This is a genomic window from Nonomuraea maheshkhaliensis, assembly GCF_039529435.1.
In the GTDB taxonomy this organism is placed as follows: Bacteria; Actinomycetota; Actinomycetes; order Streptosporangiales; family Streptosporangiaceae; genus Nonomuraea; species Nonomuraea maheshkhaliensis.
In genome coordinates this window covers 79,271-98,806 of sequence record NZ_BAAAMU010000002.1, presented here as the reverse complement: position 1 = coordinate 98,806, position 19,536 = coordinate 79,271, and the positions used below count along the sequence as shown (strand labels likewise).

Below are 19,536 nucleotides of genomic sequence, written 5' to 3'. Positions count from 1 at the left end.
GAGGAGGCCCGCGTGCGAGCCTCCTCAAAGGCCCTTAAAATCAGGCCGGCAGCGAGGCCACGCCGGGCGCGAGAAAGCGCGGCCCGGCGACGCCGGCCCGGTCGAGATACGGCGTGATCCCGCCCAGGTGGAACGGCCAGCCGGCGCCGAGGATCATGCACAGGTCGATGTCCTGGGCGGCGGCCACGACGCCCTCGTCCAGCATGACGCGGATCTCCCTGGCCAGCGCGGCGAGCACCCGCTCGCGCACCTGCTCGGCCGTCGAGGGCGACGAGCCGCCCGCGAAGAGCGCCACCGCCTCCGGGTCGAGGGTGAAGTCAGGCCGGTAGACGCCCGGCTTGCCCGAGGCGACCAGCTTGGCCATGTTCTCCGAGACGCCGAAGCGGTCGGGGAACGCCTCGTGCAGCGTCTCGGCCACGTGCAGGCCGACCGCAGGCCCGACGAGCTGCAGCAGCGCGAACGGCGTCATCGGCAGCCCGAGCCCGTCGAGCGCGTGCTCGGCCGTCTCCAGCGGCGTGCCCTCGTCCACGGCCGCGACGACCTCGCCCATGAAGCAGGTCAGCAGCCGGTTGACCACGAACGCCGGGGCGTCCTTGACCAGCACCGACGACTTCCTCAGCGCCTTGCCCACGGCGAACGCGGTGGCCAGCGTGGCGTCGTCCGTCGCCGCGCCCCTGATGATCTCCAGCAGCGGCATGACCGCGACCGGGTTGAAGAAGTGGAAGCCGACCAGCCGCTCAGGATGCGCCAGGCCCGCGCCCATCTCCGTCAGCGACAGCGACGAGGTGTTGGTGGCCAGCACGCACCCCGCCGACACCACGGCCTCGACCTCGGCGAACACCTGCTTCTTGACCGCCAGGTCCTCGAACACGGCCTCGATCACGAAGTCGGCGTCGGCGAAGGCGTCCTTCGTCAGCGAGCCGCTCACCAGCGACTTCAGCCGGTTGGCCTGGTCCTGCGACACGCGGCCCTTGCCGAGCAGCTTGTCCACCTCGGCGTGCACGTAACCCACGCCCTTGTCCAGCCTGGCCTGGTCGAGGTCGGTCAGCACGACCGGCACCTCCAGGCGGCGGGCGAACAGCAGCGCCATCTGCGAGGCCATGAGCCCCGCGCCCACCACGCCGACCTTGGTGACCTTGCGGGCCAGCGCCGCGTCCGGCGCCCCCGCGGGCCGCTTGGCCCGGCGCTGCACCAGGTCGAAGGAGTAGAGCCCGGCCCGCAGCTCGTCGCTCATGAGCAGGTCGGCCAGCGCCTCGTCCTCGGCGGCGAAGCCCTCGTCGCGGGTGGCGGTCTCGGCCAGCGCGATCAGGTCGAGCGCACGGTACGGGGCGGGCGAGGCGCCGCGCAGCTTCATGTCCACCAGGAAACGCGCGTCGCCGACGGCCTTGGCCCAGTCGTCGTCACGGGCGGGCCGCTCCATGGTGACCTCGCCCTTGACCACGCGGGCGGCCCAGCGCAGCGACTCCTCCAGGAAGTCGGCGGGCTCGAACATCGCGTCGGCGACGCCCAGCGCGTACGCGTCCCTGCCCTTGATCATGCGGTTCTGCGACAGCGGGTTCTCGATGATCAGCTTGATCGCGTTCGCCGGGCCGATCAGGCGGGGGAGCAGCTGCGTGCCGCCCCAGCCAGGCACCAGGCCGAGGAAGCACTCCGGCAGCGCCACCGCGGGCACGCCCGCCGAGATCGTCCGGTATCTGCAGTGCAGCGCGATCTCCAGCCCGCCGCCCATGGCCGCGCCGTTCACGAACGCGAACGACGGGATCGCCAGCTCGCCCAGCCGCCGGAAGACGTGGTGGCCGAGCGCGCCGATGGCCAGCGCCTCCTCCCGGGTGGCCAGGCTCGCCGCGCCCTTGAGGTCGGCCCCCACGGCGAACACGAACGGCTTGCCGGTGACGCCCACGGCCGCCAGGTCGGTGCGCTGGGCGATCTCCGACAGCGCGCCGTTGAGCGCGAACAGGCCGTGCGGGCCGAACGTGCTCGGCTTGGTGTGGTCGAAGCCGTTGTCCAGCGTGATCAGCGCCATCGTGCCGGCGCCGTACGGCAGCCGCACGTCGCGCACGAGCGCCTTGGTGACGACCTCGTCGCTGTTGCGCTCGCTGAGCAGCGAACGCCAGGTGTCCATGCCGTTGGTGTCGTTGCTCATGCGAGGTTCTCCCAGATCACGGTGCCGCCCATGCCCATGCCGACGCACATCGTGGTGATGCCGTAACGCACGTCGGGACGCTCGCCGAACTGCCGTGCGAGCTGCGTCATCAGCCGCACGCCCGAGGAGGCGAGCGGGTGGCCGTAGGCGATCGCGCCGCCGTAGGCGTTCACGCGGGGATCGTCGTCGGCGATGCCGAAGTGCTCCAGGAACGCCAGCACCTGGACGGCGAACGCCTCGTTGATCTCGAACAGCCCGATGTCGGAGATGTCGAGATCCGCCAGCCGCAGGGCCCGCTCGGTGGACGGGATCGGACCCACGCCCATCACCTCGGGGTCCACGCCCGCGAACGCGTACGACACCAGCCGCATCTTCGGCCCAAGCTCCAGCTCCTCCGCGACGTTCGCGGCGGCCACGACGCAGCCGGTGGCGCCGTCGTTGATGCCGGAGGAGTTGCCGGCCGTGACGTGGCCGTGCGGCCGGAACGGCGTCTTGAGCCCGCCCAGCGCCTCCATCGTGGTGCCCGGCCTCGGGGCCTCGTCCTCGACGGCCAGGCCCCAGCCCCGCTCCGCCGTCCTGATCGCGGTCGGCACCAGGTCGGGCTGGATCTTGTCGTCGGCGTACGCCTTGGCCGCCTTCTCCTGCGACAGCACCGCGTACGCGTCGGCGCGCTCCTTGGTGATCGTGGGGTAGCGGTCGTGCAGGTTCTCCGCCGTCATGCCCATGACCAGGGCGCTCGGGTCGACCAGCTTCTCCGACAGGAACCGCGGGTTGGGGTCGACGCCCTCGCCCATGGGGTGGCGGCCCATGTGCTCGACGCCGCCGGCGATGGCGATGTCGTACGCGCCGAACGCGATGCCGCCCGCGACCGTGGTCACCGCGGTCATCGCGCCCGCGCACATGCGGTCGATCGCGTAACCGGGCACCGTCTTGGGCAGCCCGGCCAGCACGGCCGCCGATCGTCCGATGGTCAGGCCCTGGTCGCCGATCTGGGTGGTCGCGGCGATGGCGACCTCGTCCACGCGCTCGGGGGGCAGGTTGGGGTTACGCCTGATGAGCTCGCGGATGACGCGGACGACCAGGTCGTCCGCGCGGGTCTCCGCGTACAGCCCCTTCGGCCCCGACCTGCCGAAAGGTGTGCGCACGCCGTCGACGAACACGACGTCACGAGAGGAAGGCACGGATTCGCTCCTCGTTGTTAGCAGGGGTTCCGTGTCTATGCTACTCGTCAGTAACTACTCCGCAGACGAGCGCGGCGGCGAGCAGCAGGTAGACGATGCCGGTGGCCGGCTCCCAGAGGTGGGCGCGGGCCCCGAGCAGGGCCACGACCGCCACGACCGCGCCCGTCCAGAGCACCGCGCCCTTCCGCGCTCGCGTGCCGAGGCCGGGGTCCCAGGGATCGCCGGGTGATCCGCCCGAGCGCAGGGCGCGCGCCACCGCCATCGCCACGTCGCGGGCCAGCCACAGCAGGAACAGCACCCCCGCGGCCACGCTCACCACCGACAGGACCTCGACGGTCCAGGCCAGCGCGTCGGCGAAGGTGTACCAGGCGGCCTCGCGGAAGAAGCGCGGCACGGTCCAGCCGAGCAGGAGCGTCACCGTCCAGCCCGCGGCGACGGCCAGCCGGGTCAGCGGGCGGGCCCGGCCCGAACGGACGAAGGCGTACAGCTCCTGTTCGCGCCGCCGCACCATGCGGGCGCGCACGCCCCACACCACCTGGGTGAGCGCCAGCGCGGGCACGGCGACGGCGAAGACGCCGAGGGACAGCAGAGCCTGCGGCAGCACCTGCTCCCTGGTCGTGGCCCTGTCGGCGATCAACTGCACGGTGGTCAGCAGCGAGATCGAGGCGACCAGCGCCACGAACGCGCCGCGCCGGCCGGCTCTGGCCCGCTCGCGCAGCCTCGCCATCTCCTTGGCGCCGGGGGGAGACGCCATCTCGGTCAACAGCATGAACGTCATGATGACGGCACTGTGCGTCATGACGCCCCGCATTCGCGTGCTTTGGATGGAGCCCTCGATGGAGGTGACGCATGAGTACCCAGGACGCCAGGTCTGTTCCATCATGGAGGAGCGAAGTAGGCGCGAGATGCTGGGACCTGTCCTCTTGAGGGCCTGTTTGTGGCTATGCTTCGCGATCATGGTGCGAGGGGTGAACCGCATGAGGGAGCAGCAGGACGAGGCGGTTCTTGGCCGCAGGGTCGCGCCACCCCTACCTCCGCCGGACCACAGAGGACGCCGTTCCGAGCCCCGGCGCAACCCGCTGACGCCGCTCGGCTGGGTGGCCGTGGGGCTGACCATTGTGCTGGTGGCCTCGGTGCTCGGCGGCTACGGCTACTACCGCTACCTCGAAGGCCAGATCGTCCGCGACGCCATCGACGTCGGCCCCAGCCGGCCGCCCGACACCGGCGCGCTCAACGTCCTGCTCGTCGGCTCCGACTCCCGCGACGGCAACAACCAGAAGTACGGCGCCACCACCGTGGGCGCGGGGGAGCGCACGGACACGATCATGCTCCTGCACATCGCCCCCAACCGCGACAACGCCACCATGATCAGCTTCCCGCGTGACTCCATGGTGCTGATCCCCGCGTGCAAGGCCAGGAACGGCACCGCGCTCACCCCCGGCATCCGCCAGATCAACTCCGCCTTCAACGACGGCGGCATCAACTGCACGATCAAGACCCTCGAATCCCTCACCAACATCAAGATCAACCACTTCGTGAAGGTGGACTTCACCGGCTTCAAGGGCATCATCGACGCCATCGGCGGCATCGAGATCTGCCTGCCCAAGGCGGTCAACGACCCGAAGTCCAAGCTCGTGCTCGGCCCGGGCAAGCACCGGGTGAAGGGCGAGCAGGCGCTGGGGTACGTACGCACCCGGTACGCCCTGGGCGACGGCAGCGACCTGAGCCGGATCACCCGCCAGCAGATCTTCCTCACCCAGGTGCTGAAGGAGATCACCAACGGCGGCCTGCTCACCGACCCGGCCAAGCTGAACGACTTCCTCCAGGCCGGCATCAAGGCCGTGACCGTGGACGACGGCCTGTCGCTCGACCGGATGCTGGAGATCGCCAACAGCGTCAAGGGTCTGACCGCCAAGGAGCTCAAGGGCATCACGGTGCCGATCGAGGAGTACCCGCAGGACAAGGCGCGGGTGCAGTTCTCCGAGCCGGCGGCGAGCAACTTCTTCGAGAGCGTGCGCAACGACGTCGAGGTCACCGCAGCCCCCACCCCTGGCAAGCCGGCCACGCCGAAGATCGAGAACAAGCAGGTGCGCCTCCAGGTGCTCAACGCCACCGGCGAGGAGGGCAAGGCGCTCCAGGTGGCCGACGAGCTGGCCACCCAGGGGTTCGTGGTCACGCAGGTGGGCAACGCCGCCCTGACCCCGACGACCGCCGTACGGTACGCCAAGAAGGACGCCGAGCAGGGCCCCGCCTACGGTGACGCGGTGGCAGCGCGGCTGTCGAAGGACAAGCGCACGCCTGTCGCGGGCAAGGTCAGGCCGCTGACGGCGCAGCCGTACAAGGGGAAGGCGAAGGCCGCCCAGGCGCCCGGCGGGCCGATCATCCAGCTCGTCATCGGCAAGGACTGGCCCGGCGTGCGGGTGGTCTCGGCGATTCCCGACTCGCTCAAGGACAGGGTCGTCGACAGCAACACGAACCCGTGCAAGTGACCCCGTACTGACCGGGTGGGTGAAGGCGTTACCTACCCGTACAGACGTGACAGGAAACGCCATTGGGGCAAATGTTACGGAGAGTAATTCTAGCGAAACAAGTGAAATATCCCGACAAGTAGTGGTAGGAAGGGGCGCGGTCTGATTTCGAACTAGAGAGGTTCCACCGTGGCGCGCGACGAGAACGACAGGCCATACGAGGATGGGCAGGGTAGGCCGTTAAACCCGGAGTTGATGACGGGTGATGTGCTGTCCCCCCGGTGGAGCACCGAGGACACCGACGAGCAACCCGCTATCCAGGTGGTCGGCAACGAGACCTACATCCTGCCTCTTGACAAGGGCTCGCAACCGATCGACGGGCCGCGTGACGTGCTCGACGACCCCCCGCCGAGGGGATTGCTCGCCCCTGACCCGCACGACGTGCTCGGCGGGCCCCATGACGTGCTGGACGGACCGGGTTCCCGCGACGCGCTGGGCGGCGCGAGCGGTCCGCATGACGTGCTGAGCTCGTCCGGGGGCTACGACCTCGGCGGCCCGAGCGGCGCGCACGACTTCGGCGGGCCCAGTGGCGCCCACGACTTCGGCGGCCCGAGCGGCGCGCACGACTTCGGGGGACCCAGCGGCGCGCACGACTTCGGGGGACCCAGCGGGCCGCACGACCTGGACGACGGGCTCAGCGGGCCGCACCGGATCGACAGCGACAACCCGTATCTCCCGCTGGACCGCGGATACGACAGCGACCGCGACGAGCGCGACGACCTCGACGACGACCGGCCCAAGCGCGGCTTCCTCGGGTCCGGCTGGACCGACGACGGCGACGGCAAGGACTCCTACGGCGGGCGCGCGAAGGGCGAAGGCGAGGTGCGCCGCCGCACACGGGTGCTGCTGGTGGCGGCCGTCGCGGTCGTCATCGTCGGCGTGGGCGCCGGCTGGATGCTCACCGGTACGTCCTCCGACGACCCCTGCGCGGGCGCCCAGTGCGCGAGCGCGGGCGAGGTGAACACCCCGTCCGAGTCGGCGCTGCCCGAGGACGAGCCGGTCGAGGAGGAGTCCGAGGAGCCCGCCGACGACGAGCCCGTGGACACGACCACCGACCAGCCGGACCAGCCGCGGGCCTCGGTGCCGGCGACGCCGCAGCAGCGGGTCCGCCAGCCCGCGACGCGGGAGCCCTCGGCCCGCCCGACCGCCACCCGCGAGTCGAAGCCGACCACGAGGGCCACCAACCGGCCCACCCGTGAGCCGCAGGGCCAGATCAACGACACCGACGACCGCGACAACGACGGCCGGGACAACGGGGTCGAGACCAACACCTCGGACAAGCAGACGGACAACAACAGTCAGACGCCGACCGAGACCGACTCCGGGGCCACCCAGGCGCCGGTGCCCGCGCCGACGCAGGAGGAGCGCAAGGGGCTGCTCGACATCCTGTTCCCCTGGGCCTGACCCGATGATGTGAGGCCGGCCGCGCCCTTCACGGGCGCGGCCGGGGGGGTGGTGTGCCGGTCGTGTTTGCCGCGGATGTGGCGGGCGATGTTTGACGGGCGATGTTTGACGGGCGATGTCCCTTCCGGGGTGCGGCATCCTGTCGTACGGGGGCCGGGGCGTGGCAGGATGCGGATCCAGGTGCCGGTCTGGCAGACTTGGAAACCGCTTTCCGGGAGGTCTCGTGGTCACGCTGGAAGACGTCGCCAAGCAGGCGGGCGTCTCGCTCGCGACCGCCTCGCGGGTGCTCAACGGCAGCACCCGCCAGGTGGGCGCGGCCCTGCGGGCGCGCGTCGAGCAGGCCGCGGACGAACTCGGCTACCGGGCCAACATCGCCGCCCAGACGCTGGCCCGAGGGGCGAGCAACGTCATCGGCATCGTCGTCCACGACCTGACCGACCCCTACTTCGCCGCCTTGGCCGACGGCGCCATGCGGGCGGCGGCCACCGAAGGGCTGCTGGTCATGGTGGGCACGACGCATCGCGACCCCGAGCAGGAGATCGCGTACGTGGCGACGCTGCACGCCCAGCGCGTGCGGGCGGTCCTGCTGGTCGGCTCGCGCGTCGCCGACCCCGGCGTCACCGGGCGGCTGCGCGACGAACTGGCCCGCTACCAGGCGGGCGGCGGCAGGGCGGCCTGCGTCGGCCAGGACCTGCTCGGGGTCGACACCGTCGCCCCCGCCAACCGGCAGGGCGCGGCCGAGCTGGCCAGGGCGCTGGCGGGGCTGGGGCACACGAAGTTCGCGGTGCTGGCCGGGCCGCCCGTCATGGGGACGGCGGCCGACCGGAGCGCCGGCTTCACCGACGCGCTCGCCGAGCTGGGCCTGCCCGCCCCGCAGGTGATCCACGGCCCCTTCGACCGCGACGGCGGCTACGCGGCGGCGCAGCAGGTCGGGGACGCGACGTGCGTGTTCGCGGTCAACGACGTGATGGCGGTGGGGGCGCTGGCGGCCTACCGCGAGCGCGGGGTCAGGGTGCCGGAGGACGTCTCGGTGGCCGGCTTCGACGACATCGTCACGCTCCGTGATCATGTGCCCGCGCTGACGACCGTACGGTTGCCGCTGAAGGACATGGGGGCGCGGGCGCTGGTCCTGGCACTGAACGAGGACGACCCGATCGTGGTCGAACAGGTCGCCGGCGAGGTCGTCCTCCGGGAAAGCGTCCGGAGGCTCCCCTGACCCCGGAGATCGTCGTGCCCACTCGGCCGATCCGGGCGGAAGCGCTCGCACGTGGCGTGTGATCGAGGGCGGTGGGCCCGCAGGGGGACATATGGCCGAAGGGCTGCGGTTCCAGGAAGGTGGCGGGTGGTCAAGGGGATCATGGCGGGCCTGTTCTTGGTCGGGCGAGGTTGTTGTTCGGAGGGTGGCGTGCTGGTGATGAAGGCCGGTGTGGACCGCGTGGAGGCACTGCGTTGATGGGGAGAATGGTGTGAGGCTGGCGGTCAGCACGCTGGGGATGCCCGGCGAAGGGCTGGACAGGGCGATCGAGATCGCGACCGGGCATGGTTGTCAGGGCCTGGAGCTGCGGCTGCATCCGGACACCGGCGTGCACGCGGGGCTCGGTCCCGAGGAGCGCGCCTCGGTGCGGGAGCGGGTTGAGGGGGCGGGGCTGGAGATCGCCGCACTAGCCGGATATGTCGGTATCTGTGAGCCGGGGCCGGATGAGCCGGTGATCGAGGCGCTCCTCGCCGACCTGCGGCTGGCCGCCGACCTCGGTGCGCCCGGCGTGCGGGTGTTTCCGCGCGGCGACGATCCGGCCGTCGGCGCCCGGCGGCTCAAGGCGGTCTCCGGACCCGCCGCCGACCTGGGCCGCCGCGTGCTCGTCGAGACCCACGACAGCATGCCGACCGGCGCGGCCGTGGCCGGGCTGCTCGCGGAGGCGGACTGCCCCGATACCACCGGCGCCCTCTGGGACCTGCTCCACCCGTGGCGGCACGGCGAACCGCCGGCGCGGTCGCTGGCCGAGCTGGAGCCCTATCTGTCGTACGTTCAGATCAAGGACGCCGTCTCGGCGCAGGACACCACGCCGGTGCCCATGTGGACCGGGTCGGTGCCCCTGGACGAGGCGGGCGCCCTGCTGCGTGAGGCCGGTTTCGACGGCTGGGTGTCGCTGGAGTGGGAGCGAACGTGGTATCCGCAGGTGGCGCCGGTCGAGGAGATCCTGCCGGGCGCCGCCGAGTGGATATGCCGATTCACTCCCTGAAAATCGCCGACTGAACTTCGCCGGTCGCCGGTCGCCGGTCGGTGTTCGGTGTGGGGTGGATGGGTTTCGGTGGGGATGGGCGCTTAGATGGGGGGATGTCCGCATTCTCTAGCAAGGTGCTCGTCGTCGGCATGGACGGCCTGCGGTACGACCGGCTCATGGAGCTGCCCGCGCCCACCCTGAAGGCGCTCATGTCCACCGGTGCGTACGGCACCAGCCTCCTCCCCTACGGTGAGGCCGGTACGCCGCGCACCGAGTCGCCCGGCGAGGTCGTGCCCAAGAGTCCCGAGGCGGGTGACGGCGGCCGGGTGATCCGGTCGCGTACCGACTCCGGCCCCGGGTGGTCGTCGATCGCCACCGGCGTCTGGCCCGACAAACACGGCGTCGTGGACAACGGTTTCGCAAGCCCCCAGTTCACTAAATATCCGGACTTCTTGACACGGGTGAAGCTGGCCCGCCCCACCCTCACCACCGCCGCCCTCTTCTCCTGGGCCGCCCTCGCCGAGCACGGCGCCTTCGGCCCGGGGATCGATCATCGCCTGGCCCTCGACGGGTACGCCATCGGCTGGGCCCTGGCCGACAAGCAGGTCACCGAGGCCGCCGAACGCCTGCTGGGAACCGGTGACCCTGACGCCACGTTCGTCTACCTCGGCGACACCGACGAGGTGGCCCACGACCTCGGCCCCCACTGCCCCGAGTACGCCGCGGCCCTGGAGGCCCAGGACGCCTACCTCGCCCGCCTGCTCGCCGCGATCCGGGCGCGGCCGACGTACCCGGACGAGCGCTGGACCGTGCTGGTCACCACCGACCACGGGCACGTGGACGCGGGCGGCCACGGCGGCACCTCCGACGAGGAGCGCACGGTGTTCGTGATCGCCAACCGGCTGGGCGAGGACCTGGGCGAGAGCCCGCTGCGCGGGCCGCGGTTGGTGGACGTGGCCCCGACGGTCCTCGCCGCGCTCGGCGTGGACCTCGACCCGGCCTGGGACCTGGACGGCTCACCCCTGGACGGCTCCCGCGCGGACGGGTCGTCCTAGGACGGCTCAGCCTAGGGCGGCTTCCGCGCGGCCGGCTCGCCCCAGGACAACTCGCCCCGCGACGACTCGACCCTGCCACGTTGATTCATCAAGTGTTGAATTCTTTGCCGGACTGCGTGACACTGGTGATGAAGCGACGCCGAACCGGCAGGGAGCATTCGATGAAGACGGCTCTGGAGTTCTCCGAGATCCACGCGGGCATGCTCGCCGAGGTGGGCGGCAAGGCGGGCAACCTCGGCGAGCTGACCAGGGCGGGCCTGCCCGTGCCGCCCGGCTGGGTGCTGACCACGGAGGCGTACCGGCAGGTCGCGCGGGGTCTTGAGACCGGCGGCGACGACCTGGCCGCGCGGGCCAGGCGGCACCTGCTCCGGGCGCCGGTGCCGGACGACGTGCACGAGGAGATCCTGAAGTCCTACGCCGCGCTCGGCGACGACGTGCCCGTCGCGGTGCGCTCCTCCGCCACCGCCGAGGACCTGCCGTTCGCCAGCTTCGCCGGCCAGCAGGACACCTTCCTCAACGTGGTGGGCGGGGCGGCGGTGGTGGACGCCGTCCGCCGCTGCTGGGCCTCGCTGTGGACCGACCGCGCAGTGGCCTACCGCGAGTCCAACGGCATCGACCACGCCGCCGTGCGGCTCGCGGTGGCCGTCCAGGTGATGGTGGACGCGCGGGTGGCGGGTGTGATGTTCACCGCCAACCCGGTGACGGGCCGCCGGCACGAGGCCGTGATCGACGCCAGTCCAGGGCTCGGCGAGGCGGTCGTCTCCGGCGCCGTCAACCCCGACCGCTTCCTCGTCTTCGACGGCCGGATCCTCGAACGCCACGCGGGGGACAAGCGGCTGGCCATCCGCTCCCTGCCGGGCGGCGGCACCGAGCGGGTCGAGACCGCGCACGACGGGCTCTGCCTGACCGACGAGGAGGTGCTCCGGCTCGCCGAGCTGGGCACCCGCGTCGAGCGGCACTACGGCGCGCCGCAGGACACCGAATGGGCCATCGACCACGAAGGGCGGCTCTGGCTCACCCAGGCCAGGCCCATCACCACGCTCTACCCGCTGCCCGAGCGACCCCGTCCCGGCCTGCGGGTCTTCTTCTCCGTCAACGTCGCGCAGGGCGTCATGGGCCCGTTCACCCCGATGGGGCAGGCGGCGTTCCGGGTGATCAGCGCCGGTGGCGCGGGCCTGGCCGGGCACGCGCCCGCCGACCCGCTCGACGGCGCCGCCTTCCTGGCAAGCTCGGGAGAGCGGCTGTGGCTCGACCTCACCGCCGCCGTACGCTCCCGCAACGGCCGCGCCATCCTGCCCCGCGCGCTGACGCTGGGGGAGGCCCGCGCGGTGTCGGTGATGGAGCGGCTGTTCGAGGACCCGCGCCTGTCCCTGGCGCACAGCTCCCGCCGCCCGTTTCTGCGCGGTCTGGCCCGTTTCATCAGGAACGTGCACGTGCCGTCCCGCGTCCTGACGGCGCTCACCAGCCCCGAGCGGGCGCTGGCCTTAACGGTCCGCCTCGGCGAGGAGCTCGACCGGCGGCTGCGGGTGCCCGAGTCGGCCACCCCGGCGCAGCGCCTCGACCACGCCGAGCACGTGCTCGTCCGCACGTTCCCGCTGATCATCTCGGTCATGCCGATCGCGATCACCGGGTACGGCCTGTTCGCGCTGGCGTCCAGGCTCTCCGGCGTGCCGATCAACGAGATGGGCGACGTGCTGCGCAGCGTGCCCCACAACCCGACCACGGAGATGGACCTCGAACTGTGGCGCCTGGCCACCCGGGTGGAGCCGGAGCCGTTCAAGGAGCTGACGGTGGCCGAGCTGGTCCGACGCTACCGGGAGGAACGGCTGCCGCCCGTCGCCCAGCGCGAGATCACCGCCTTCCTCGCCGAGTACGGCCACCGTGGCGTCGCCGAGATCGACCTGGGCGTGCCGCGATGGTCGGAGGAGCCCGCCCACATCCTCGGCGTGCTGGCCAACTACCTGCGCATGGACGGCGACCCCGACCTCGCGCCCGCCGCGCAGTTCGCCAGGGGCGAGCGGGAGGCGCGGGCCGCCATCGCCCACGTGGTGGCGCGGGCGCGGCTCAAGGGGCGCTGGCGCGCCGCCGTCGTGCGCTTCGGGCTCGGACGCACGCGCAGGTACGCCGGGCTGCGCGAGCTGCCCAAGTTCTACCTGGTCAAGACCCTGGCGGCGATCCGGAGCAGCCTGCTCGTGGTCGGGGAACACCTGGCCGGGCGCGGGGTGCTGGATTCAGCCGGCGACGTGTTCTTCCTCGACCTGCGCGAGACGCGGGCCGCGCTGGACTCGGGCGCCGACCTGCGCGAGCCGGTGGCGCGGCGGCGGGAGACGTACGAGCGGGAGCGACGGCGCCGGCACGTGCCCCGGGTGCTGCTGTCCGACGGCACGGAGCCCGAGGCCCTCGCCCAGCCCGCCGCCGCCGGCGCGCTGACGGGCACGCCGGCCTCGGCGGGCACGGTCACCGGCGTGGCCAGGGTGGTGCTCGACCCGATCGGCGCGCACCTGGAGCCGGGCGAGATCCTGGTCTGCCCCTCGACGGACCCGGGCTGGACGCCGTTGTTCCTGACGGCGGGCGGCCTGGTGATGGAGATGGGCGGGGCGATGTCGCACGGGTCGGTGGTGGCCAGGGAGTACGGCATCCCGGCCGTCGTCGGCGTGGCCGACGCCACCCACCGCATCACCTCGGGCCAGCAGATCACCGTCGACGGCGCCGCCGGCACGGTGACACTGCCGTCCTAGCGACCGTCTCGGGCGGCCGAGCCGGCGACCGTCCCGGCCGATCGCCCCGGCGACCTGCCTGGCGACGCTCCCGGCACGCTGCGTGACGGACTCAGACGAACGGGATAAAAGCCAGGAGCCGGCGAACCCCCGGCCGCTATGGTGATCGAATGTCCGAGCCCTACTGGAACCACAACGTTCATTACCAGAGCCTGGTGATGAAGCTCATGCCCGCGGGCTGCGAGCGGGCGCTCGACATCGGTTGCGGCGACGGGCTGCTGGCGAGCAAGCTGGCCGCCAGGGTTCCCGACGTGACCGCGGCGGACCGGTCCTGCGCGGCCGTCGCCCTGGCGTGCGAGCGCCACGGCCACCTGGACAACGTCTCCTTCGTCACGGCCGACTACCTCGACGACCCGCGCGGCCTGCTCCCCGAGGGCAAGTACGACTTCATCAGCGCCGTCGCCGTCACCCACCACGCCGAGTTCCGCCGCTCCGCCCTCGCCCTGGCCGGGCTGCTGGCGCCGGGCGGGCGGCTGGTGGTCGTCGGCCTGGCCAAGAACCGTTCGCCGCGCGACTGGGTGATCAGCGGCGCCGGCCAGGTCGCCTCCCACCTGCTGCGGCTGCGCCACGGCCCGAAGAGCGGGCCGGGCAAGAGCGTGCCCTCCCTGCCCCCGGTGCTGTCGTGGGGCGAGACCGAACGGCTGGCCCGCGAGGTGCTGCCCGGCTGCCGGTTCCGCCGCCTGCTGCTGCGCCGCTACCTGCTGGTCTGGGACAAGCCGGAGTGACGGCGGGCCCCAGGAGCTCGGGGGCCGCCACCGGGGTGCGGACCGGCGCCGGGGCTGCGGACCGGCGGCGAGAGGCGGCCGGTCGGCGCAGCGCCCGGACTCAGGGAAGCACGACGTCCGCGTAGCGGGTCTTCATCGTGATCACGACCTCGTCGGGATCGGCCGCCCAGATGTCGGCGTTGAAGATCTCCACCTCGACGTCCCCGGTGTATCCGGCCGCCAGCACCGCCTCGGTGATCGGCCGGAAGTCGATCACCCCGTCACCCATCATGCCCCGCCCGAGCAGCACGTCCTCGGGCAGCGGATGCAGGTAGTCGCACACCTGGTAGCCGGCGATCCGGCGGCCGGCCCTGGCGATGTCCTCGAACAGCCTCGGGTCCCACCACACGTGGAAGGTGTCCACCACCACGCCGACCTGCTCCTCGGGGAAGGCCAGGCTCAGCTCCAGCGCCTGGCCCAGCGTGGACAGCACGGCGCGGTCCGGGCAGTAGATCGGATGCAGCGGCTCCAGGGCCAGCCTGACCCCGCGCTCACCCGCGTAGGGGGCCAGCTCCGTCAGCGCCTCGGCCACCCGCTCCCTGGCCCCGGCCAGATCGCGGGTGAACCCGGTCGCGGGCAGCGCCTCGCCCGGCCGCACTCCCGGCAGACCGCCCACCACCAGCACGAGACAGGACGCCTCAAGCTCCGCCGCCTCGTCGACGGCCCGCCGGTTGTCCTCCAGCGCCTGGGCGAACGCCCTCTTCCCTTCCTCACCGGGCAGTCCGCCACCCGTGAGAAAGCCGCCCCGGCACAACGACGAGACCCGCAGCCCGGCGGAACGTACCAGCTTGACGCTCTCCGCGAGGCCCTGTTCGGCCACCTTCTCCCGCCACAGCCCGATCGCCGGAAGGCCGTGACGTACGCAGCCGTCCACGGCCTCGGCCAGGGACCATCGCCTGGTCGTCCACTGGTTCAGCGACAGGCTCACAGGCCGTTCACCTCCAGCAGCGCCTTCATGCGGCGTACGGCGAGCTCCTGGTCGGTCAGCAGCCCGGCCTGGTCGGCCAGGCGGAACACCTCCGACAGGTGCCGCAGCGAGCGGGCCGACTGGGCGCCGTTCACCATGGCGAACGCGTCCTGGTGGCCGTTCAGCCAGGCCAGGAAGACGATGCCGGTCTTGTAGTTGTACGTGGGCGCCTCGAAGATCTTCCGCGACAGCGGCACGGTCGGGGCCAGGATCTCCTCGTACGCGGCCAGCGCCCGTTCCCGCTCCGCCTCGTCACCCGCGGCCTGCGCCGTGTCCAGCGCCCGCAGCGCCGCCGCCGCGGCCGGGGCGATGGCGTCGAAGATGCCGAGCAGCGCGTGCGAGCCCGACCTGATCAGCGACGGGTAGTTGAAGTCGTCACCCGTGTACAGCTTGACGCCCTCGGGCAGCGCGGCGCGCAGCCCCACCTCGTGCTCCTCGTCCAGCAGCGACACCTTCACGCCGTCCACCATCGCGGCGTGGGCGTGGATCAGTTCGAGGAACGAGTCCGTGGCCGCCGCCACGTCGCGCGAGCCCCAGTAGCCGGCCAGGTTCGGATCGAACATCTCGCCCAGCCAGTGCAGGATCACCGGGCGGTCGGTCAGGCCGAACAGCTTGCCGTACACCTGGTGATAGTCGGCCGGGCCCGAGGCGGCCCGCGCGAGCTGGCGTGAGGCCATGACGATCACGCCGGCGCCCGCCGACTGGACGGTCTCGATCTGCTCGGCGTACGCGGCGATGATCGTGTTCAGGTCGGCCGCATCGGGCGCGTGGTCGGTGCCCGCGCCGCAGGACACCAGCGTCGCCGGGTCCCCGTACGCGCGGGCCTCCTCGGCAGTGCGCCGGATGAGCTCCTTGGTGGCCGCCCAGTCCAGGCCCATGTTGCGCTGCGCGGTGTCCATGGCGTCGGCGACGCGCAGGCCGTGCGACCACAGGTGGCGGCGGAAGCGCAGCGTGGCCTCCCAGTCCACGGCCGCGGGGGAGCCGGGCGTGTTGTCGCCCAGCGGGTCGGCCACGACGTGGGCGGCGGCGTACACGATCCGGCTGGAGGCGGGCGTCGCGACGACCGGCCAGCTCACCGGCTCTCTCAGCGGATACGCCCCGAAGCAGGGCAGGTCGATCCTCACAGCTGCGGCACCTCGATCCTGCGGCCCTCGGCGTTCGAACGCAGGCCCAGCTCGGCGAGCTGCACGCCCCGGGCGCCCGAGGCGAAGTCGTTCGGGAAGGGCGCGTCCTCCAGCACGTGGCGGATGAACGCCTCCCACTGGATCTTGAAGCCGTTGTCGAACTCGGCGTTGTCCGGCACTTCCTGCCAGCCGTCGCGGAAGCGGGCCGTGGCCGGGAGGTCGGGGTTCCAGACGGGCTTCGGGGTGGCCGAGCGGTGCTGGGCGCGGCAGTTGCGCAGGCCCGCCACCGCGCTGCCGTGCGTGCCGTCCACCTGGAACTCGACCAGCTCGTCGCGGTTGACGCGAACCGTCCAGGAGGAGTTGATCTGGGCGACGATGCCGCCCTCAAGGTCGAAGATCCCGTACGCGGCGTCGTCGGCGGTCGCCTGGTAGGTGTTGCCCTGCTCGTCCACCCGCTCGGGGATGTGCGTCACGGCCTGGGCGTAGACGGACCGGACCCGGCCGAACAGGTTCTCCAGCACGTAGTGCCAGTGCGGGAACATGTCGAGCACGATGCCGCCGCCGTCCTCGGCGCGGTAGTTCCACGACGGGCGCTGGGCCTCCTGCCAGTCGCCCTCGAACACCCAGTAGCCGAACTCGCCGCGCACCGACAGGATCCGGCCGAAGAAGCCGCCGTCGATCAGCCGCTTCAGCTTGAGCAGGCCGGGGAGGAAGAGCTTGTCCTGCACCACGCCGTTCTTGACGCCCTTGGCCGCGGCGGCCTCGGCCAGCGCGAGCGCCTCCTGCGTCGACTCGGCCGTCGGCTTCTCGGCGTAGATGTGCTTGCCCGCCTCGATGGCCTTCAGCACGGCCTTCACCCGGGCGCTGGTGACCTGGGCGTCGAAGTAGATCAGGTTGTCGTCGGAGGCGAGGGCCGCGTCGAGGTCAGTGGTGAAATCCGAAATGTCATGCTTTGTGGCGATATCAGAAAGCTTGTCGGCATTGCGGCCGACCAGTACGGGCCTGAGCTTGACCCTGGAACCGTCCGAGAGCGTGACGCCGCCCTGCTCGTTGATGGCCAGAACCGAACGGACCAGATGCTGGCGGTAGCCCATCCGCCCGGTGACGCCGTTCATCACGACCCCGATGGTGCGCACGCTCATGAGGTTCCCTTCACACGGAAAGCGCTTTCCCGAACGGTACGGCCGGGCCACCGAGGGCGTCAAGTGGCGCGAACCTCAGGTGGGCCTCGACCGCGGGTGAGTCACCCGGTGTCGAGCTTAGGGCCCGCCGCGTACCTCCAGCCTGGCCAGGGCCTTGGCGATGGGGTGGGCGGCGAGGGAGAGCTGCCACTCGCGGGCGCCGAGCTCGCGCAGCCGGGCGGTCACGCTCTCGTCGGTGATCTCGGCGGGCGGCTCCCAGGTGAGCCTGCGTACGGCGTCGGGCTGCAGCAGATTCTCGGTGGGCATGTGGTGCTCGTCGGCCAGCGCCGCGACCAGGGCGCGGGCCTCGGCCAGGCGCTTGGCGGCGGCCGGGTCGCGGTCGGCCCAGCGGTTGGGCGGGGGCGGGCCGTCACCGGGCGTGCTGGGCTGGGGCAGCTGGTGGTCGGGCAGGTTTCTGGCCCTGGCCACCGCGGCGAGCCAGTCGTTCATGTGCCTGCGCGCACTTCGCCCGGTGAATGCTGAAATTTCGGTCAATGCCTTCTTCGTGCGCGGGCCTTCCAGCGCGGCGGCGACGATCGCGGAGTCCGGCAGCACCCGCCCCGGCGCCAGGTCGGCCTCGCGGGCGAGCTGGTCGCGCATGGTCCACAGCTCCCGCACGATCGCCAGCGCCCGGACGTTGCGTACCTTGTGAATGCCCGACGTGCGCCGCCACGGATCGGAGCGCGGCACCGGCGGCGGGGTGCCGAGCACGGCGGCGAACTCCTCGCGCGCCCACTCCAGCTTGCCCGAGTCCGCCAGCTCCCCGTGGAGCACGTCACGCAGCTCGACCAGCACTTCCACGTCGAGCGCCGCGTAACGCAGCCAGTCTTCGGGCAGCGGCCTGGTGGACCAGTCGGCCGCCGAATGGCCCTTCTCCAGCCGCAGCCCGAGCACGGTCTCGACCATCGTGCCGAGGCCCACCCGCTCGTAGCCGAGCAGCCGGCCCGCGAGCTCCGTGTCGAACATCTCGCGCGGCTTGAACCCCACCTCCATCAGGCACGGAAGGTCCTGCGACGCGGCGTGCAGGACGATCTCGGCCTCCGCCACGGCCTGATCGAGCGCCGACAGGTCAGGGCAGCCGATCGGGTCGATGAGCGCGGTGCCGGCTCCGGCGCGGCGCAGCTGCACGAGATAGGCGCGGTTGCCGTAGCGGTAGCCGGAGGCGCGCTCGGCGTCGACCGCGACCGGGCCCGTGCCCGCGGCGAAGCGCGCCACGACCTCGTCCAGCCCGGCGGCGTCGGCGACGACGGGGGGGATGCCCTCGCGCGGCTCCAGCAGTGGCTCCACTGTGCGTTCTTCTGTCATGAGTTCACCGACCTCATGACGCGCGTGCTGTCTTGACTGGTGCCCTCACTTCGTTCGGTCACTCTCCGGATCATCACGTCGGCGGGGCAGCGCGGCCACGTCGGGCGGGAGCGGCGGGATGCCCGCGGCCACGCACATCAGGTCGCACCAGGCGGCGACGTGGCCGGACAGATCCTCCTGCGCGGGTGACCACGATGCCCGCAGCTCAAGCTCGGTCGTGACCGGGTCGTCGGCCTTGTTGCCGAACCCCTCGGAAACGGCTCTTGTCACCGTACCGCCAGCGGCGGAGTAGTCGGCTTGATGCGCGTCGAGAGCTTCGGTCAGCCAGCTCCAGGCGACGGGCCCGAGCAGCGGGTCGGAGGTGATCTCCGGCTCCATGTCGGCCCTGACGTAGGCCACCAGCCGGAACGGGCCCTCCCATCCGCGCTGGCCGTCGGGGTCGTAGAGCAGGATCAGCCGGCCGACCGCGAGCTCGTCGTCGTCGCGGTAGACCGACGCGCCGATGGCCGCGGAGTAGGGGGCCAGCCGCTGCGGCGCGGGCAGGTCCTCGAGCTCGATCTCCGGGCGCACCTCGGCCTGCCGCAGGCTCGCCGCGGCACGCGTGAACGCGGCGGGCGGCGGCGGCTGGTCACCGAGCGTCATAGCCGAAGCGTAGGTCGAAGACGGGCGGAAGGGGACCACGGGGGTGCTCATCCTTCGTGATCAAGCCGCTGCCGTAACCAGCTGGCGTGCCGGGCGGGTGGACTCCACGGTGCCGAGCGTGATCGCGTGGCCGCAGCCGAGGCAGGCCCACTCGGGGCACTCGCCGGGCTCGTGCCCGTCGAGGCACGGCGGCTGTTCGAAAGGCCGCTCGTCGGCGCAGGCGGGGCAGCGTTCACCGCGGCG

Annotated in this window: 15 protein-coding genes; 7 read left to right on the top strand and 8 right to left on the bottom strand. The window is 71.9% G+C overall.

Annotation, left to right across the window (positions count from 1 at the left end):
* Nucleotides 1-40: 40 nt before the first annotated feature.
* The 3 genes from ABFX54_RS02205 to ABFX54_RS02195 all read right to left on the bottom strand — a co-directional run bounded on the left by ABFX54_RS02205 (nt 41) and on the right by ABFX54_RS02195 (nt 4,093).
* Nucleotides 41-2,143: a 3-hydroxyacyl-CoA dehydrogenase NAD-binding domain-containing protein gene (locus ABFX54_RS02205; protein WP_346101157.1), complete on the bottom strand. Its 2,103-nt coding sequence runs from the start codon at nt 2,141-2,143 to the stop codon at nt 41-43.
* Nucleotides 2,140-3,303, bottom strand: coding sequence for a thiolase family protein (locus tag ABFX54_RS02200; RefSeq protein ID WP_346101299.1), 1,164 nt, complete (start codon nt 3,301-3,303; stop codon nt 2,140-2,142). The genes ABFX54_RS02205 and ABFX54_RS02200 overlap by 4 nt, the downstream gene beginning before the upstream one ends.
* A gap of 61 nt (nt 3,304-3,364) precedes the next feature.
* Entirely contained in the window at nt 3,365-4,093 is a 729-nt protein-coding gene (locus ABFX54_RS02195) for a hypothetical protein (protein WP_346101156.1), read from the bottom strand.
* Between the two features lie 208 nt (nt 4,094-4,301).
* Here ABFX54_RS02195 and ABFX54_RS02190 point away from each other — a divergent pair, with 208 nt between their 5' ends.
* The 7 genes from ABFX54_RS02190 (at nt 4,302) to ABFX54_RS02160 (ending at nt 14,035) form a co-directional block, all read left to right on the top strand.
* Nucleotides 4,302-5,813: an LCP family protein gene (locus ABFX54_RS02190; protein WP_346101155.1), complete on the top strand. Its 1,512-nt coding sequence runs from the start codon at nt 4,302-4,304 to the stop codon at nt 5,811-5,813.
* Nucleotides 5,814-6,047: 234 nt separating this feature from the next.
* Entirely contained in the window at nt 6,048-7,256 is a 1,209-nt protein-coding gene (locus ABFX54_RS02185; RefSeq protein WP_346101154.1) for a hypothetical protein, read from the top strand.
* A 223-nt stretch (nt 7,257-7,479) separates the two neighbouring features.
* Nucleotides 7,480-8,472, top strand: a complete 993-nt coding sequence (locus ABFX54_RS02180; RefSeq protein ID WP_346101153.1) for a LacI family DNA-binding transcriptional regulator — start codon at nt 7,480-7,482, stop codon at nt 8,470-8,472.
* Between the two features lie 250 nt (nt 8,473-8,722).
* Nucleotides 8,723-9,496, top strand: a complete 774-nt coding sequence (locus ABFX54_RS02175) for a sugar phosphate isomerase/epimerase family protein (protein ID WP_346101152.1) — start codon at nt 8,723-8,725, stop codon at nt 9,494-9,496.
* Between the two features lie 95 nt (nt 9,497-9,591).
* Nucleotides 9,592-10,533 carry an alkaline phosphatase family protein gene (locus tag ABFX54_RS02170; RefSeq protein ID WP_346101151.1) on the top strand — a complete coding sequence of 314 codons (942 nt, stop codon included), beginning with the start codon at nt 9,592-9,594 and terminating at the stop codon, nt 10,531-10,533.
* Between the two features lie 161 nt (nt 10,534-10,694).
* Entirely contained in the window at nt 10,695-13,271 is a 2,577-nt protein-coding gene (locus ABFX54_RS02165; protein WP_346101150.1) for a PEP/pyruvate-binding domain-containing protein, read from the top strand.
* A 149-nt stretch (nt 13,272-13,420) separates the two neighbouring features.
* Nucleotides 13,421-14,035 carry a class I SAM-dependent methyltransferase gene (locus tag ABFX54_RS02160; protein ID WP_346101149.1) on the top strand — a complete coding sequence of 205 codons (615 nt, stop codon included), beginning with the start codon at nt 13,421-13,423 and terminating at the stop codon, nt 14,033-14,035.
* 100 nt (nt 14,036-14,135) lie between these two features.
* Here ABFX54_RS02160 and ABFX54_RS02155 read toward each other — a convergent pair whose 3' ends face one another.
* From ABFX54_RS02155 to ABFX54_RS02135, 5 genes are all read right to left on the bottom strand, one after another.
* A complete protein-coding gene (locus tag ABFX54_RS02155; protein ID WP_346101148.1) occupies nt 14,136-15,002 on the bottom strand; it encodes a sugar phosphate isomerase/epimerase family protein in 867 nt (288 codons plus the stop codon).
* Nucleotides 14,999-16,165, bottom strand: a complete 1,167-nt coding sequence (locus ABFX54_RS02150; RefSeq protein ID WP_346101147.1) for a dihydrodipicolinate synthase family protein — start codon at nt 16,163-16,165, stop codon at nt 14,999-15,001. The genes ABFX54_RS02155 and ABFX54_RS02150 overlap by 4 nt, the downstream gene beginning before the upstream one ends.
* Nucleotides 16,162-17,307: a Gfo/Idh/MocA family protein gene (locus ABFX54_RS02145; protein WP_346101146.1), complete on the bottom strand. Its 1,146-nt coding sequence runs from the start codon at nt 17,305-17,307 to the stop codon at nt 16,162-16,164. Before ABFX54_RS02145 ends, ABFX54_RS02150 begins: the two co-directional genes overlap by 4 nt.
* Before the next feature lie 117 nt (nt 17,308-17,424).
* Entirely contained in the window at nt 17,425-18,651 is a 1,227-nt protein-coding gene (locus ABFX54_RS02140) for a ribonuclease D (protein ID WP_346101145.1), read from the bottom strand.
* 45 nt (nt 18,652-18,696) lie between these two features.
* Nucleotides 18,697-19,293, bottom strand: a complete 597-nt coding sequence (locus ABFX54_RS02135) for a DUF3000 domain-containing protein (RefSeq protein ID WP_346101144.1) — start codon at nt 19,291-19,293, stop codon at nt 18,697-18,699.
* Nucleotides 19,294-19,536 lie beyond the last annotated feature (243 nt).

Bases quoted from the DNA above. Each gene is read 5' to 3' on its own strand.
- ABFX54_RS02140 (WP_346101145.1), bottom strand. From the start codon at position 18,651: ATGACAGAAGAACGCACAGTGGAGCCACTGCTGGAGCCGCGCGAGGGC.
- ABFX54_RS02195 (WP_346101156.1), bottom strand. From the start codon at position 4,093: ATGCTGTTGACCGAGATGGCGTCTCCCCCCGGCGCCAAGGAGATGGCG.
- ABFX54_RS02185 (WP_346101154.1), top strand. From the start codon at position 6,048: ATGACGGGTGATGTGCTGTCCCCCCGGTGGAGCACCGAGGACACCGAC.
- ABFX54_RS02160 (WP_346101149.1), top strand. From the start codon at position 13,421: ATGTCCGAGCCCTACTGGAACCACAACGTTCATTACCAGAGCCTGGTG.
- ABFX54_RS02145 (WP_346101146.1), bottom strand. From the start codon at position 17,307: ATGAGCGTGCGCACCATCGGGGTCGTGATGAACGGCGTCACCGGGCGG.
- ABFX54_RS02165 (WP_346101150.1), top strand. From the start codon at position 10,695: ATGAAGACGGCTCTGGAGTTCTCCGAGATCCACGCGGGCATGCTCGCC.
- ABFX54_RS02190 (WP_346101155.1), top strand. From the start codon at position 4,302: ATGAGGGAGCAGCAGGACGAGGCGGTTCTTGGCCGCAGGGTCGCGCCA.
- ABFX54_RS02135 (WP_346101144.1), bottom strand. From the start codon at position 19,293: ATGACGCTCGGTGACCAGCCGCCGCCGCCCGCCGCGTTCACGCGTGCC.
- ABFX54_RS02205 (WP_346101157.1), bottom strand. From the start codon at position 2,143: ATGAGCAACGACACCAACGGCATGGACACCTGGCGTTCGCTGCTCAGC.
- ABFX54_RS02170 (WP_346101151.1), top strand. From the start codon at position 9,592: ATGTCCGCATTCTCTAGCAAGGTGCTCGTCGTCGGCATGGACGGCCTG.